This window comes from Prochlorococcus marinus str. SB, assembly GCF_000760115.1.
In the GTDB taxonomy this organism is placed as follows: Bacteria; Cyanobacteriota; Cyanobacteriia; order PCC-6307; family Cyanobiaceae; genus Prochlorococcus_A; species Prochlorococcus_A marinus_D.
Genome location: NZ_JNAS01000002.1, coordinates 584,878 through 601,019, shown reverse-complemented (window position 1 = coordinate 601,019; position 16,142 = coordinate 584,878). Strand labels below are relative to the sequence as shown.

The 16,142-nt window shown below is 31.6% G+C and carries 17 protein-coding genes; 8 read left to right on the top strand and 9 right to left on the bottom strand.

Annotated features, from left to right (window positions below; all coding sequences use genetic code 11):
• From EV02_RS03085 to EV02_RS03105, 4 genes are all read right to left on the bottom strand, one after another.
• Positions 1-879: an oxidoreductase gene (locus tag EV02_RS03085; RefSeq protein WP_032519858.1), complete on the bottom strand. Its 879-nt coding sequence runs from the start codon at positions 877-879 to the stop codon at positions 1-3.
• A gap of 263 nt (positions 880-1,142) precedes the next feature.
• Complete coding sequence (locus EV02_RS03095) at positions 1,143-1,544, bottom strand: HNH endonuclease (protein ID WP_032519857.1); 402 nt, start codon at positions 1,542-1,544, stop codon at positions 1,143-1,145.
• 165 nt (positions 1,545-1,709) lie between these two features.
• The gene (locus EV02_RS03100; RefSeq protein ID WP_032519856.1) at positions 1,710-2,174 is read right to left on the bottom strand and encodes a DUF6554 family protein; all 465 of its coding nucleotides are present in this window, start codon (positions 2,172-2,174) and stop codon (positions 1,710-1,712) included.
• Between the two features lie 56 nt (positions 2,175-2,230).
• Positions 2,231-2,743 (bottom strand): AbrB family transcriptional regulator, encoded by a 513-nt coding sequence (locus tag EV02_RS03105; protein ID WP_025923785.1) that lies wholly within the window; start codon positions 2,741-2,743, stop codon positions 2,231-2,233.
• Positions 2,744-2,877: 134 nt separating this feature from the next.
• On the opposite strand from EV02_RS03105, the gene EV02_RS03110 reads away from it, so the two are divergent.
• Positions 2,878-3,075: a hypothetical protein gene (locus tag EV02_RS03110; RefSeq protein WP_032519855.1), complete on the top strand. Its 198-nt coding sequence runs from the start codon at positions 2,878-2,880 to the stop codon at positions 3,073-3,075.
• A 1-nt stretch (position 3,076) separates the two neighbouring features.
• On the opposite strand, the gene EV02_RS03115 is transcribed toward EV02_RS03110, so the two are convergent.
• The gene (locus tag EV02_RS03115; RefSeq protein WP_032519854.1) at positions 3,077-4,213 is read right to left on the bottom strand and encodes a pyridoxal-phosphate-dependent aminotransferase family protein; all 1,137 of its coding nucleotides are present in this window, start codon (positions 4,211-4,213) and stop codon (positions 3,077-3,079) included.
• Positions 4,214-4,300: 87 nt separating this feature from the next.
• Here EV02_RS03115 and cbiD point away from each other — a divergent pair, with 87 nt between their 5' ends.
• The 6 genes from cbiD to mrdA all read left to right on the top strand — a co-directional run bounded on the left by cbiD (position 4,301) and on the right by mrdA (position 10,586).
• Positions 4,301-5,413, top strand: a complete 1,113-nt coding sequence (cbiD, locus tag EV02_RS03120) for a cobalt-precorrin-5B (C(1))-methyltransferase CbiD (RefSeq protein ID WP_032519853.1) — start codon at positions 4,301-4,303, stop codon at positions 5,411-5,413.
• Between the two features lie 54 nt (positions 5,414-5,467).
• Positions 5,468-7,054: a glutamine-hydrolyzing GMP synthase gene (gene guaA, locus EV02_RS03125; RefSeq protein ID WP_032519852.1), complete on the top strand. Its 1,587-nt coding sequence runs from the start codon at positions 5,468-5,470 to the stop codon at positions 7,052-7,054.
• A 72-nt stretch (positions 7,055-7,126) separates the two neighbouring features.
• A complete protein-coding gene (locus tag EV02_RS03130) occupies positions 7,127-7,840 on the top strand; it encodes a PD-(D/E)XK nuclease family protein (RefSeq protein ID WP_025923790.1) in 714 nt (237 codons plus the stop codon).
• An 80-nt stretch (positions 7,841-7,920) separates the two neighbouring features.
• Complete coding sequence (locus EV02_RS03135; protein WP_032519851.1) at positions 7,921-8,529, top strand: hypothetical protein; 609 nt, start codon at positions 7,921-7,923, stop codon at positions 8,527-8,529.
• Positions 8,530-8,640: 111 nt separating this feature from the next.
• Positions 8,641-8,784, top strand: a complete 144-nt coding sequence (locus EV02_RS09545; RefSeq protein WP_193742631.1) for a hypothetical protein — start codon at positions 8,641-8,643, stop codon at positions 8,782-8,784.
• Between the two features lie 14 nt (positions 8,785-8,798).
• A complete protein-coding gene (gene mrdA / locus EV02_RS03140; protein WP_413677149.1) occupies positions 8,799-10,586 on the top strand; it encodes a penicillin-binding protein 2 in 1,788 nt (595 codons plus the stop codon).
• 24 nt (positions 10,587-10,610) lie between these two features.
• Here the strand turns inward: mrdA and EV02_RS03145 are convergent, their stop codons facing one another.
• The 3 genes from EV02_RS03145 to EV02_RS09540 form a co-directional block, all read right to left on the bottom strand.
• Complete coding sequence (locus EV02_RS03145) at positions 10,611-11,135, bottom strand: NAD(P)H-dependent oxidoreductase (RefSeq protein WP_025923793.1); 525 nt, start codon at positions 11,133-11,135, stop codon at positions 10,611-10,613.
• Positions 11,136-11,152: 17 nt separating this feature from the next.
• On the bottom strand, positions 11,153-12,955 hold the full coding sequence (locus tag EV02_RS03150; RefSeq protein ID WP_032519850.1) for a diflavin flavoprotein: 1,803 nt from the start codon (positions 12,953-12,955) through the stop codon (positions 11,153-11,155).
• 206 nt (positions 12,956-13,161) lie between these two features.
• Positions 13,162-13,308: a hypothetical protein gene (locus EV02_RS09540; RefSeq protein ID WP_193742630.1), complete on the bottom strand. Its 147-nt coding sequence runs from the start codon at positions 13,306-13,308 to the stop codon at positions 13,162-13,164.
• Between the two features lie 377 nt (positions 13,309-13,685).
• On the opposite strand from EV02_RS09540, the gene EV02_RS0108825 reads away from it, so the two are divergent.
• Complete coding sequence (locus EV02_RS0108825; protein WP_032520481.1) at positions 13,686-14,129, top strand: hypothetical protein; 444 nt, start codon at positions 13,686-13,688, stop codon at positions 14,127-14,129.
• A 165-nt stretch (positions 14,130-14,294) separates the two neighbouring features.
• Here EV02_RS0108825 and EV02_RS03155 read toward each other — a convergent pair whose 3' ends face one another.
• On the bottom strand, positions 14,295-16,070 hold the full coding sequence (locus tag EV02_RS03155; protein WP_032519849.1) for a diflavin flavoprotein: 1,776 nt from the start codon (positions 16,068-16,070) through the stop codon (positions 14,295-14,297).
• Between the last annotated feature and the right edge of the window lie 72 nt (positions 16,071-16,142).

Genomic DNA, 16,142 nt, shown 5'->3' with positions numbered 1-16,142 from the left:
TTAACTGTTCAGATAGCAATTTTTTAAGCCTAATTTATAGTTTTTATAAATTAGTTTATATCCGAGTGTTTCGCATAAAAGTTTGTTTGAAACTCTTCTATTTTCCATCCAAAAAGATTGAGCAATAGGCGATAATGCATCTTTTGCGTCCTCAAATAATATTGGCTTTGGCATTGTTAAACCGAGTAAATCGTAGCAATATTGAATAACTTCTATTTGAGAACAGGGTTCATCATCTGCAATATTTATGATTTGGTGAAACTTTAAACTATCTTTATTTTGTAATAAAAAAATAATCGCATGTGTAATATCAGCAACATGAACTCTTGAAAAAACTTGAGCTTTTTTTAAGATAACTCGAATTTTTTGATTTTTGATTGCTTCAAAGGTGGATCTTCCTGGTCCATAGATACCAGGTAATCTAAAAATTTGCACGGGCAAACTAGATTCAATCCATTTTTTTTCGCAATTTAATCTGTTATGACTTCTTTTTTGAAAAGGATTAGGCTGATCTATTTCAGAAACCCAACCACCTTCAGTGTTTCCATATACTCCTGTGGTAGATAAATATCCAACCCATTCAAGGGGCAAATCTTGTAGTTTACTTTTAAGGCTCTCTAGTACAGGATCATTACCATTTTTGTCAGGAGGTATGCAACTAAGAATATGCGTGACTCCATTAAAAATTTCTTCATTAGGAACCATACCGTTTTCACTGTTGAAAATAAAACTATATGGATCTTTGCTTGCAGATCTTGAGCTTGTTAAAACAGTGCAACCTAATTTTCTAATAGTTTTTGCAAAAAAACTACCGCTGAAACCACATCCCAAGATTAAAAATTTTTTTTTATTTCCGAGTAAACTTGCAGGTTTCTTCATGTTGGGTTAAGGTAGTACATATGTATTAATTGATAATGAAGACAGCTTTTGAACCCGAATTAAAATCAAAAACTTTCTGTATTAGCAAAAGTGCCCCCCTTCTTGTAGAGAAAGAAGTAAGTTTAGTTAATTTTAAATTCTACCAAAAGTTATTTGTCTTTCTTATTTCAATTTCGACAATTTTAATATTCCCAGAATCGCCAAAAGAACTTGAAAGTATATGTGAGACTTATAACTCTAGAAAAATATGTAATGTTTGGTAATCAAGCCGCTTTATATTCTGAATCATCTTTTATGTAATCTTTATTTTTTACCTTAAAATTTGGATTGGCCCATTGTAGTAATCTAATAGCTAATCTTAAATCCCCTTCTAACCAAGCTCTTATAGCCATTGCTCTTCGGGGATCATAAAATTTTTGCCTTCTATACCAATACAAAGCATTTTCATCTGATTTATCTCCATTACATGAGAGACATGCAGGCACACAGTTTTCTGTTGTACTTAATCCTCCTTGGCTTTGTGGTATTACATGGTCAATAGATTCAGATGGTTTTCCGCAATATATACAACTTTTTCCAGTAAACTTATGAATAGATTTTCGCCATTGTCTCAATCTGAACTTAGGACATAAGTCCTCTAAAAACACCGCATCATTAATATGCATTCAGAATATTTAGTTAAATAAATCATGGCTTGAATATATTAAAAGTCAATAATTACTTACCCTTTTTAGTATAAATTTGCTAGTAAAAATTTGTTTTAGTGTGTTTAGATACAAAATAGTATTTAGTAAATTTCGAAAAAAATTATTATCTTTCTAAAAACTGAATTAATAACTATATCTATCAAGTGTTTCATCAGTAAATTCTTCAGAAATTTCTTTATTAGTTTCTTCTAATTCTTTTTCTAATTTTATTCTTTTGTTTTCTCTATCTTGTGCTTCTTTTTCTTTTCTTTTTTCTTCTTTTTCTAAATCTCGGATTAATTTTCTATTTGGATGAAGATTATCCAAATATTCAACGCAATAACTATATTTTTCTCTTTCTCTTATAACTGTTTCAGTAATTTGCGCTGCTGCATTTTTGGGAGAAACTTTGAATAATCCTCCCTTTTGTTTTTTTATATATGTGTAAGCTGCTTCCCAACTACTTTCATGGTCATTTCCGCCATCTCTCATAGTACAAAAAATTTCCGCTCCAAATGCACTTGCATTTACTCTTGGCGTAGTAAGGGTCATAGGAGCGAAAATACCCAACGCTAATGGTATTAGTTTTTGCTTCTTTAATATTTGCATTAAGATTTTACTTTCTATTTAAAAATATCTTTTATTAAGAATATGTCTATAGAAATTTAAGATTTAATCACTCCAAATATATTCAAGCATTTGACAACTAAAGGAAGGATTAGAAGCACAGTAATCAACCTAACTGCGTGTAGGGTAGCCACTGCAGCTCCTACCCCATACTCTGACCCTACAAGACTCATACCGCTAATACCTCCTGGCGCCGCACCAAGAATTGTTGTAATCACATCGATTTTAAGTAATCTGCTTGTCCATAATCCAATTGCTAATCCTGTAATAACTAAAGTAAAAGTTATTAAAATAGCAGGCCTCCATAAGGTTTGAAGATCCATTAATGAGTCTTTGGTTAATGATGTACCAATAACTGTTCCAATGCCGATTTCTAAAATTGTTCTTGTGCCTATTGGCCACTCTGCAATATCGACTTTGCCACTGATGCTAAGTATGCTTGCGCCTATCAAGGCACCTGCAAGAGGAGCTGCAGGGATGCCTGTTTTTAGAGCTAAAGCTCCAAAAATGCCGCCAGCAAGAAGGTAGTATATGAGATTTATGTTTGGCATAAAACTTTAGTGATGTTTGGACATAATATTAGGAAAAAAATTATCTGCTTAAGTTTATATTCAAATAATATTTTTGATTTCCTCTCGTAATGTCCCCTTTTGTTGGCATAATATTATTTAAAGCGTGTATTTTTATGTCTTCACAAATTTCATACAAAGATAATAAAAACCGTATTAGGAAAAAATTATCTTTTATTGAGGGTGGCCATCAGCTAGAAAAATTAGAGTTTGCCCTCGCAATTGCTCAAACCAATGGTGATGAAAAAAAATCAATTGTTCTTAGAAAAAAGATTGTTGAATTAGGCGGAAATGTTGAAGAGCCAGGTACTTAAATTAATTTTCTTCAAGATATCTAGAAGCCACAACTAATGCTTCACCAGCTTGTTGGGCTGAAATTTTACCGAGCATGAGAAGTGTATTACTCATAGCAGAAACTACCGTAATAATATCTCTATCGTTTACATAACCTAAATGTCCAACTCTGAATATTTTCCCCTTCAGATTATCTTGACCACCTGCAAGTAAAATATCAAAATTATTCTTTATTGTTTTTCTAAATTCTTCAGCATCAATCCCTTCAGTTTTTATCGCAGTAATTGACGGACTTAAATATTTTTCATCAGCAAATAATTTTAGATTTAAAGCTTTTACTGCATTGCTCATCGCTAATTTGTGTTTATTGTGTCTTTGGAAAATATTATCTAAACCTTCTTCTCTCATCATCTTTAAAGCTTCATCTAAAGCGAAAACTAAATTAACTGCTGGGGTATATGGATTACTGTTAGTTAAAAGACTTTTTCTGTAGGATTTTAAATTTAAATAAAATTTTGGTAAATTAGATTTTTCTGCAGCTTCCCATGCTTTTTGGCTCATTGCTATAAAGCTAAGCCCTGGAGGTATCATATATCCCTTTTGTGATCCTGAAGCAACGATATCTAATTCCCATTCATCTACTGGTACATTGCAAGCTCCAAGACTTGTAACGCAGTCAACAATTGATAAAGCTGTGTTGTGGGCACGAATATATGAACTAATGGTTTCCAAATCATTAATTACACCTGTTGATGTTTCAGAATGAGTCAAAATAACTGCCTTTATTTCTTTTTGGTTATCTGCCTCTAATACCTTTTTGAATTCTTCTGGATTAAGTGGCGTGCCCCATTCGGAAACAATTTTTATTACTTCAAGACCAAATTCTTTTGCAACTTTTACCCATCTTTCGCCAAATTTTCCATTTTCTCCACAAATTACTTTATCTCCTTTACTTAAGGTATTTATTATTCCAGCCTCCATTGCGGCAGTCCCACTACCAGTGATTGTTAGAACATCATTTTGAGTTTGATGAAGCCACTGTAAATTTTTAGTTGTGCTCTCTACGAGATCTTGAAATTCTTTACTACGATGGCCTATTGGATGCTTACTTAATGCTTGTAAAACTTTTTCTGGAACTGGTGTGGGTCCAGGAATCATCAATGATAATTTTTGTTGTATGGCCACTTTTTATTAAATAGGTCATTCTTAGATTAGTTCTCATTATATATTTTTCAATTACTTGATTTGAAAAAAGGATTTTCTTTACCTTTGTGGGTTGCTGGAGCTGCTAGGTCAGCATTAAATAAACTAGTAGGGTTACCATTTAAGAATTATGAACTAATAAAAATTCCTAATGAAAAAAAAGAAATAAAAATTGAAATTCATTCTGTTGGTTTACTTAAAGATGACTCACATGCATTAGGAATTACCTTTGCAAAGTCAGGCTTAGATCTTGACATTACACAAAACTTAGAGATATGGACAATAGCCTCTTTAGAAAAAATTTCTTTTAGTAATCCTGCTCAAAAAATTCCAATAAATATTATTGCAGGATCTGGTGTAGGCATAAAAGAAGATACATCAGAGATATGCATTTCTAATTTTGCCAAAGAAGTTTTATTTGAAAATTTGTTAGATAGTATACCTGCCGGCTTTAATTTGAATTTAGAAATTATTTTCCCAAATGGGTTGTTTTTAGCAGAAAGAACTAGTAATAAGTCATTTGGTATTGTTGATGGATTATCTATTATTGGTACTTCTGCTGAGACTTATTCGAGTGCTTCACCTGATCAATTAGAAGAGGCTAAAAATAATCTAGCAAAGTTAATTCAAAATGATTTTGAAGGGGAAGTGATATTTGTTATTGGTGAAAATGGGTTAAATTTGGCTAAAAGTTATAATGTTAATTTGCCAATTATCAAAATTGGAAATTGGATAGGACCATTATTAGTTGATGCTGCAATAAAAAAAGTTAAAACTGTAATTCTTTTTGGTTATCACGGGAAATTAATTAAATTAGCAGGCGGTATTTTTCATACGCATAATCATTTGGCTGATGCAAGAATTGAGATTCTTATTTATTTAGCTGTTCAAGAAAAGCTACCACCTGAAATAATAGTTGAATTATCTCAGTTAGATAATCTTGAGAATGCATTACAAATTCTTGAGAGATTTAATAAATCTTTAGCTGATAAATTATTCAAGAATTTATCAAATACCATCGAAAAGCGTTCTTTTAGTTATGTAAATAGGTATGTAAAAACCGATATGGAAATCGCATCAATCATTTTTGATAGAAAAAGGAAAATTAGGTGGGCTGGAATTAACGGCAATAATTATATTTCTTATTTTCAATGAGATTAATTTGAAATTCATTATGCTTTTGTAAATAAATTGAGTTAACTTTTATACATGAGTCAAATAACTTTAAAAAAAGAACGAGATCCTTCAATATTAATTTTGGATTTCGGATCTCAATATTCTGAATTGATTGCAAGAAGAATTAGAGAAACTAATGTTTTTTCTCTTGTAGTTAGTAATTACATTTCAATTGAGGAAATTAAAAATATTAACCCTAAAGGGATTATTTTGAGTGGAGGCCCGAATTCTGTATATGAACAAAATGCACCTAAGTGTGATGAAAAAATTTTTAATTTAGGAATTCCTATTCTTGGCATATGCTATGGAATGCAATTAATGGTCAAAGAACTGGGCGGATCTGTTATTTCAGCAACCAAAAGAGCTGAATATGGCAGAACACCAATAACTATTGATCAAGAATCTGATCTCCTTTCTGATGTAGAAGATAAATCTATTATGTGGATGAGTCATGGCGATTCTATTAATTGTTTGCCTGATGGATTTAATAAAATTGCTCATACCGAGAACACACTCCATGCAGCAATTTCAAATGATTTTAAGAAATTATTTGGCGTACAATTTCATCCTGAAGTTATTCATTCAGAGTTTGGGATGACGGTAATTAAAAATTTTGTTTATAAAATTTCTTGTTGTGCGGCTGATTGGACAACGGAAACATATATAGAGGAAACTATTCCCAGAATAAGAGAGCAAGTTGGCAATAAAAAAGTTTTGCTTGCCTTATCTGGAGGAGTTGATTCCTCAACTCTTGCTTTTCTTCTCAATAAAGCTATTGGAAATCAGCTTACATGCATGTTTATAGACCAAGGTTTCATGAGAAAAGGTGAACCAGAATTTTTAATGAATTTTTTTGATAAGAAATTTCACATAAAAGTTGAATATATTAATGCAAGGGAAAGGTTTATTGCCAAATTAAAAGGTATTACTGATCCAGAACAAAAAAGAAAAATTATAGGTGAAGAATTTATCAGAGTATTCGAGGAAGAAAGCAATAGATTGGGGCCTTTTCAGTATTTAGCCCAAGGCACTCTTTATCCAGATGTTATTGAAAGTGCTGGTACTAATATTGATCCTAAGACTGGTGAAAGAATAGCTGTAAAAATAAAGAGTCATCATAATGTTGGTGGCTTGCCAAAAGATTTACAATTTAAATTGGTTGAGCCATTAAGAAAACTTTTTAAGGATGAAGTCCGAAAAGTGGGAGCTGCTTTAGGTTTGCCGGATGAAATTATTAAAAGACATCCATTCCCAGGCCCTGGATTAGCTATAAGAATTTTGGGAGAGGTAAATAATGAAAAACTTGATTGTTTAAGAGATGCAGACTGGATAGTAAGAGATGAAATTAAAAAAGCAGGTCTTTACAATGATATTTGGCAAGCTTTTGCTGTATTACTACCTGTTAAAACTGTTGGAGTTATGGGAGATAAAAGGACTTATTCCTGGCCAATAGTTTTACGTTGTGTATCAAGTGAGGATGGTATGACAGCCGATTGGTCAAAAATTCCTTTTCAGATATTGGAGAGGATTGCAAATAGAATCGTAAATGAAGTAAGTGCAGTTAATAGAGTTGTTTATGATATTACAAGCAAACCTCCTGGAACTATTGAGTGGGAGTAAATTATAAATTTTCTAAAAATTTAAGACTTTTATTTTATTTAAGAAATATTTTTAAATGGAGTGTTAACTGTAATGAGCGAGATTATTAAATTAAGTCGATCTACTGTTGAGAAATATCTTAGTTGTCCAAGATGTTGTGTACTTGACAAAAAATATCAAATAAAACCTCCATCATTACCTTTTACTTTAAATATAGCTGTAGATAATTTATGTAAAAATGAATTTGATTATTACAGAAAAATTCAGGAGCCTCATCCTTTATTTATTGAACATGGTATTGATGCTGTTCCTTTCAAACACAAAGATTTAGAACGTTGGAGAAGTAATTTTCAAGGGATAAGATATCTGTCAATAGAACACAACTATGATTTTGGTGGTGCTGTCGATGATATTTGGCAGAAAAAAAATGGTGATCTTATTATTGTTGATGTGAAAGCAACTTCTAGAAATAATTTTGATTGGTCTGAGACTTTTAATAAATACGAATATGCAAAAGCCTATAAGAGACAATTAGAAATGTATCAGTGGTTATTTAAAAAAAATGGTTTTCAAGTGGCTAATGAAGCTTATCTTTTATATTTCAATGGAAAGAAAAATGAAGAGTTATTTAATAACCAATTAAATTTTGACGTACATCTAATTAAATTAGATTGCTCTACTTCATGGGTAGAGAATAAGATAATTGATACGGTTAATTTATTACGTTCGGATAATTTCCCCAAACCTTCATTAAAGTGTGAATACTGTAATTATTTAAAGAAGCGTTGGCAGTTATCAATAACTTAATATTCATAGGATAATTTTTCATATTTCTGGAAAAATAGTGAATAAAAGATAATCTTTAATTAGATTAATAATTTAGACTTTTGATAAATTCGAAAAATTCTGAAAGAAAGATAACTAATCATCTGCAACAAGATGTAGTCAAAGTATCTGGCAAAACAATTTTTATTAATCCTTTTTTATATTGGAGAAGATTTGACGAAAACACTAATAGATGGCTTAGAGAACCTGGTCAAATGTCAGATGATCAAATTGCACCAAACAGGAATCGTTTTTATCCAGAAATAGATTGGGCTGATTTGAGTCATGAGCAGAAGCTCATAAAAGATGCAACTGTTGAGATGTTTTTAAAAACTCTTGAATTGATAAGTACATTTCATCCTTATCTTAGTTCTGGACAATTATTAGAAGTGGAGAGGAAGATGGCGATTACAAAAAAAACTCCTTTCGAAAAATGGGTAACAAAATCTTTCGCCAAAAAAACGAGATTATTAGAAAATGAAAAAAGAAAATTTCAAAGAGAAAGATTTTTTAATAGCTGGAGAGAATGGTTCAGTCTTACAAATACTCAACAAGCAATTTTGCCGTTAATTGTCACGATATTTATTTCTTCGTTTGTTGGGTGGTCTTTAGGGATATCAAAGAATAGTTGTAATCCTTATTTTGAACAAAATATAAATAAATTAAATTAATTTGTTTTTGATATTTTTTAAGTATCTAAGTAAAAATAATTTTGAAAAAAATAAATTTCTTAATTAAGATGATATCAATTGAAATCATTGCTTAAAATAAGGAAAAATTTTATGAGTGAAAATTTGAATTCAAATTATATTGAAAAGGATGATTTTAATTTGAAAACGGAAGATAGTAATTATGAAGATTTAATCCAAAAACTTAAAGAAATAAAATCAACTATTGCTTTATTGGAAAAAACAATATTTAAATAAATTTTATATTTTTGATAAAAACAAGTCCCAATAAAAACCTTTTTTCATTAAAAAGACAACCTCTAGTTTTACTTATTTTTTCTTCTGTTTCCTTTTTATTAATACTATTTAGGTTAATTTTTTTACAACTTTTAAATTATGAATCTTTTAAGAAGATGTCTGATGAGAATAGGATCAGACTTATTGCTTCACAGCCAATTCGCGGCAGAATAATTGATAAAAATGGTTATGTTTTAGCAGATAGTAGAGTTAAATATTCTTTAATAATAAAGCCTCAATCTGTTAATAAAAGCAATTGGGAACAACATAAATCAAGTATCTCTAACTTGTTAAATATTGATAGTAATGTAATTCAAAAAAAATACTCTGATGGTCTTAAAAATCAGAAACTTTCAGTAATTATTCTTGAGGATTTAAATGTAGATCAATTAATAAAATTTCAGGAGAATGAAGATAATTTAATTAGTTTTGAAATAGCTACCAAATTAATTAGAAATTATCCTTATAAAACCCTTGCTGCCCATGTAATTGGTTATACTCAGCCAGTTACTGAATTAGAATATAAATTTTTATCTAAGAAGGGTTATAAATTAAATGACTTAATCGGTAGGACGGGAATTGAATATGTTTACGAAGATTTTATAAGAGGTGAATGGGGCGGAGAAATGGTTGAAGTAAATTCATTAGGAAAATTTCAAAGATCATTGGGTATAAGACCTTCAGTACAAGGTAATGATATTCAACTAACAATCGATCTTAATCTGCAGTTAGTTGCTGAGGAGGTTCTTAAAGATAAAAAAGCTGGAGCCATAATAGTAATGGATCCAAGAGATGGTGCAATAAGAGCCATGGCAAGTAAACCTACATTCGATTTAAATTTTTTCTCAAAGGATTTTAAACCTGAGAAAGAATATAATACACTTTTTAATTCTCCTGAAAAACCTTTATTTAATAGAGCATTAAATGCCTACGATCCAGGAAGCGTTTGGAAAATTGTAACGGCTTTAGCTGGCTTGGAAAGTGGAAAATTTCCTAGAGAAACAATGTTAGATACGAAACCATGTATCACTTATGGAAGCCAATGTTTCAGGGAACATAATGATTTAGGTTTTGGAGTAATAGGTTATGAAGATGCTTTAAGAGTTTCGAGTAATACATTTTTTTATCAAGTCGGATATGGTGCAGGAGTTGATGAAATTCATAAGGTTTCTAGAAAACTTGGTTTTAATTCTTTATCTGGAATTGAAATTTCTGAACAAGAAAATAAAGGATTAGTAGCAAGTAGTGAGTGGGCTAAAAAAGGCAGAGGATGGGGGCAACCAGGAAGAACTCCATGGGTCCCAGAAGATATTGCGAGTATGTCTATTGGACAATTTGTTGTTCAAGTTACCCCTATTCAAATAGCTAGAGCTTATGCTGCTATTGCAAATGGAGGTTATTTAGTTACTCCACATTTGACTAAAAAAGATGAAGAAAGTCTTTTAGATAAAAAACGTATTCCAATTGACATTGATCCACAAAATATTCAATTGATAAAAAGTGGTCTTCGGAAAGTAGTAGAGTCTGGCACAGGAGTATCAATTAATTATGGAGTTTCAAATTTACCTCCAGTGTCAGGTAAAACAGGAACTGCTGAAGACGGTGAAGGTGGCTCAGATCATGCTTGGTTCGTTTGCTTTACACCCTCTGAAAATAGCGAATTACTTGTAGTTGCTTTTGCACAGAATACTCCTGGTGGTGGATCTGTTCACGCCCTGCCAATGGCAAGAGAAATTTTAAAAGTTTGGAATGAGAAAAAATGAGATTAATTTTTAGCTATTAAAAGTTTATGTTTTTAATTTTTTCATTTGTAAAAGTCTTTGAATAATATCTTCAATAGTTTTTGTATCTATAGGTTTACTATATGACGACAAAAGTTGTCTTCCTAATACTTGACTTCCTAAATGCACTAATTGAATTCGTAATGAGGTCAGTAGTTCTAACCCTATCCCACCAGAAAATGTTGCAATTGCAATAGGTTGACCATTAAATAAATTCCTAAAGTCATCTCCCGAAATAGATAGCCATGCTATGAAGTTGGAGAGAATGGGAGGTATAGATCCATTATACTCAGGCGCACAAATCACCCACCTTTCAATCTCGAAAAGCTTTTTTTTTAATTCTTCTATTTCATTTGGAATATTTTCTTTGCTGTGAATTCTTGGATTAAATAATGGAATATCAAGAGTAGTAAGATCTAAAATTTCAGAACTTATGTTCAGTTCATTACTTTTTTCAAGAAATTTTTCAGAAAGTTCTAGATTTTTACCACAACTAGCCGTAATGATTATTAGATCTTTTGTTTCAGTCATAAATTAGATAAATAAATTTAATAGTTAGCACCTGTTTTGCGGTGATGAACTGCCGTTAGACTATCGGATTTTAGTATATTACCGTGTAGTACTTCGGCGTAGATTACCCAATGATCTCCACATTCCATTCTCTCTTTTACAGCAGCATCCAACCATGCAAGCGATTCAGGAATGATTATCTGTTCATTAGGAGTTAATTCAATATTTATTCCTTCAAATCTATCTTCTCCAGGTGCAAAGGGCTTTGTGAATCTTTTCAAAGGTTCTTTAAAATCTTTTTCACTAAGAATATTTAATGCAAAAGAATCTCCTATTTGCAGAAGAGACTCTACCGATCTATCTTTTGCTACTGCAATACTTAACCCGGGTGGAGAAAAACTTGCTTGACTAACCCAAGATGCAAGCATAGCTCCTTTAATATTATTTTCATCTTTGCCTTTAGAGGCTGTTAGGACACAAAGTGAGCCAATTACTCTTCCAAGAGCTTGTAGTTTTGGATCCGTTTTGCTTGTAATCATTCCAGTATCTGATTTTCTGGGTTTTTTCTTTGCTTTTTTTATAATTTTTCTACCAAAGTGAGTTCCTATTTCTTCTAACTCTTTAATCTTTGGTTTATTTGGACTAAATTTAATCCTTATAGGTTCAAAACCAAACTTAAAACCACCGTCTTTTAATTTTGTTTCAAGTAAATCTATAGCTTCGCCGCTCCAGCCAAAACTGCCAAAAATTCCCACTGGCTTATCTCTATTACCCTCTGCTAACAATGTTCCTAGCGCACTAACTATTGGAGTTGGGGCGTGACCACCCAATGTGGGTGAGCCTATTAAATATCCATCAGCATTTTGGATAGATTTTACAAGTACATCATTAGGTGTAAATTCGCAATTAATACTTTCAACTTCTACAGATGTTCTATTTATCCCTTTAGCTAATGCATCACCAATTGAGGCTGTATTTCCATATGCACTTGCATATATCAGAGCGATCTTAGGATTATTTCTTGAGAGATTCTCTCCCCATCTAATATAGTCATTTAAAAAGCTTTTTAAGCTATATTCGATCGCGGGACCATGTAATGGTGCAATAGTTTTAATGTCATAATCTGATATTTTTTCAGTTATTGATACTACTTGATTAGACATTGGTGCCATCAAGCAATCATAAAAATGTTTCCTATCAATTTCTGTACTAACTCGATTTGTTTCAGACCAATATTTAGATGCGATGTGTGCAGAAAAAATTTTTTCACTCAGAAGTATTTCTTGATTACGTTCATAAATTATGAGGCCACCAGGCCAACGTGCTGTTGGAATAGGAATTAACTCTAGTGAAAAGTTGTCTAATTCTAAATTAAGTTCTTTTTTAATTATGTTTATTTCAGGTAATTGAATTTCAATAAAGTTATCTACGGTAGGATTTCTTTGATTCCAAAGTTCGCTAATAAGTTTATAACCTGGATTAGAGCAAGTAATAGTTGTGTTTTTAAATTGGGTACTTATATTTTTTATAGTTTCAATGATTTGGGGATTAATATGACCAGAAATGAAGTTTATTTTATCTAATTTAAATTGATCGCAAAACCTAGAAATTAATTTATTAAATGAATTTAAATATTTTTTCTCAGGTGGATGAATAATAAAAAGTTCCTCATGACTTCTTATGAAAAAAGTATTAAAGGAGGTTCCTTTTTCAAGGTTAAATTCAAGTTCAAATCTTTCTTTATTTTGGTCTAAGAATCTAACACAAGAAAAATTTTCAGTAATTTCAAATTCTGATAAGTTTTGATTTTCTTCAACTAAGGCTAAATTAATATCTGACATTTTTAAGACTTATTTTCTAGTAATATTTTCCGACTTATTAGTCGTGGTAAGGTGTCATATAGACTTTCAACGGATTTTCAACTATCGACCAGAACGTTTTGTTCTTGTGAAACCGTTATTTATCAGAAGATTATACCTATAACAGCACCATTAATGAGTTATTAAATGTAGGGTTTCCAACTCGAACGCGATTTCTTGTTGATAATCTAAGCAAATTGATGATTTTTATAAATTTTTCTGTAATCATCATGTAATCTTTCTTTTGCTAATCTTCTATTTTGCATTGCGTCTCTATTCAACTCCATTTCATGGAAGTGTTGATTGAGAATAGTGAAAGGAGTAATTAGTTTCATAAGACCTCCTATATCTACACTTAAATTGTCCTTCTTTTTACTTGAAATTCATAGGGCATTTCTACCCGAGTATTAGTGCTTTGTGGTTGTCACGACTATCATTTTCTATTCAGTTTGAGCAGAAATAATTCATGAGTCAAAGGCACTTCATTGACTTTGTGGACAGCCAAGTGCAAACGACTTGAAGAGGGCAAAAAAATGCCTTCTTATTTTTTTAATTCACTTTATGGATCTGTAGCGTGGAAAGGGAGAGTGGAATGTTGCCTAACTGTCACATGTGACAGTTGATAAAGAATAATATTTTAACTTTAAATTTTAAACAAATAATTTATATTTTATTTGTGTGGGTGAGTTGTGAAAATAATCTAATTTTAAAAATGAAAATTCTTATAGCAACTCTTATATTGGGTTCCACTCTGCCAGTCAATGCTTATGAGAGCTTTGGAGATCGCAGTAATCGAGAAGCATATGAGTCACGAAAAGGATACGCATATGAAAACAAGTGCTTCCGTTATGAATATAGAGAAGAGTATATACCAGGCAATTCAATGTTTCCTGGTTATGTTAAATCTTATCGTGAGAAAGTTTCTATCCCATGCAACAGTAAGCGCAACGCTTTCAACCATTATCATCATAAGAATGAACCCCAAACTTCATATGTGAAATATAAAGCTGCTCCAAAATGTATTGGAAGCACAACTCTAGGAGGGTTGATTGGTGGTGGAATTGCAGCATCTCTATCAAAAAGTGATGCATATGGTTGGAGTATTCCTTTAGGTGCAGTTTTAGGTGCAGGTATTGGAAATGCCGAATGTAAATAATTAAGGATTTTATTTAATATGGGAGGTAAATTTTCAACTATAAATAAAAAAGATTTAGTTATAATTTAAACTTAAAAAGTTTCCAACTAAATTAAAAAAATATACACTTGCTATTTGAGTTTAGTGATGCCAGTGGTTTGTAAATAATCTAAATATAATGATTGGTCAATAGTGATTAGCAACTTTTCTGTGATGAACTGCTGTCTTGCATGATAAGTCAGAAACATTACCATTTTCAACTATTCCGTAAATTATCCAATGGTCTGGAGTCTCTAATCTGGAACTAACTTTACAATCTAAAAAGGCAAGGGAATCTGAGAGCACTGGTCCTCCTTCTGCGATGTTGCTAATTACATCTACATCTGCAAACCTATCAGCTCCAGGGGAAAATCTTTTTAAAAAATGTCTGAACATTTTTTGATAGTTATCTTCTCTTAGAATATTCACAACAAAACCTTTCCCAACTTGCATATATGATTCAATAGCTCTATCTTTTGCTACTGCCACTGTAATACCTGGCGGAGAAAAGCTTGCTTGACTAACCCAACTTGCGACCATTGCACTTTGTCTAAATGTAGAACCTTCGCCTTGGCTCGCTGTAACTACATATAATCCACCACTTAATCTCCCTAACGCTTTATCTAAATTTGAATCAAGGCTCTTCATAGAGGCAATATTCTTCTTTTTATTGATTAATTGACCCAAGTCAGTTCCTGCTTCTTCGAATTGTTGATAAACAATGGGATCTGGAATATTTTTAACTCTTAAGGGAGAGAAAGCTTCTTTCTGACCAAGTTCTCTTAATTTATTTGCTAAGGAATCTATAGGTTCATCATTTCCACCAAATGCATCATAAACTGCAGTAAATTGTTTTGGTTTTAGTGCTGCAAATAAAGTACCGAGAGATTCTTTTAATTCATTATCTGAGTCTACCGGCCATGTGGGAATGACTACTGCTTTTGATTCGGAAATTAAACTTGTTAATTCTTGTGGGTCAGAAGATCTTAAATCAATTGACTGAACCTGAGCATCTGCTTTGCTTATTCCATGAGATATCGCTTGACTTAGTCGATCACAATAACCATAGTCGCTTATGTAGCATACTGAAACAAAATCTTTGCCTTTGCTTTTATTACTACTCCATTCAAGATATTTTCCTTTCCAAAAATTGACCTGATTATGGAGCAAAGGCCCATGACCAACAGCTATTGTTTTTAATTCAGGTAGCTTATCTATTCTTTTAATTGCCTGCATAACGCTTCTAGCGTTTGGGCCCATAAGGCAATCGTAATAAAAACGGAAATCATCGTATATTTCTTTTTGATCTGTGTCAAAAAATTCGTCAGAACAATAATGGAGTCCAAATGCATCACATGTATAGAGAACATTTGTGCTGTGATCATATGAAAATATAGTATCTGGCCAGTGTAAATTTGGTGCACTTATAAATTCAATATTATGTTCTAATCCACTATTATGATTAGTTCCTAGATTTAAAAACTCTCCACTCTTAACCTCTAGACGTTTGAAGGGAATATGTATTTGGTCTTCAATAAATTTAAGTGCTAATTTTGATCCAACTACTGTGATATTTTTGTTTAATTCTAAAAGATTTCCTATTAAACCAGAATGATCAGGTTCTGTATGGCTAGTAATTAGATAATCAACTTCTTGCGGATTTACTTTTTTCAGTAATTCTTCAAACCATAGTTCTTCGAACTTTGCGTGACTAGTATCAATAATTGCTAGTTTCTCTCCTTTAATAATAAAACTATTGTAAGTAGTTCCATTTCTTAAACCAAATTCAATATCAAATCTACTGCGATCCCAATCCAAAGATCTTATGGCACAAGAATCATCAGCAAAGTTTTCAGATTGAACCGTCAGCCTGTTATTAGTTTGAGCCAATTTAGAATTATTTGTCTGGGCAGAGGCTATCATAGAATAATTAGCTTTATAAATTAACTTTAGTTATATAGAATATAAATTCGCGTGATTATTTTTGCGAAATAA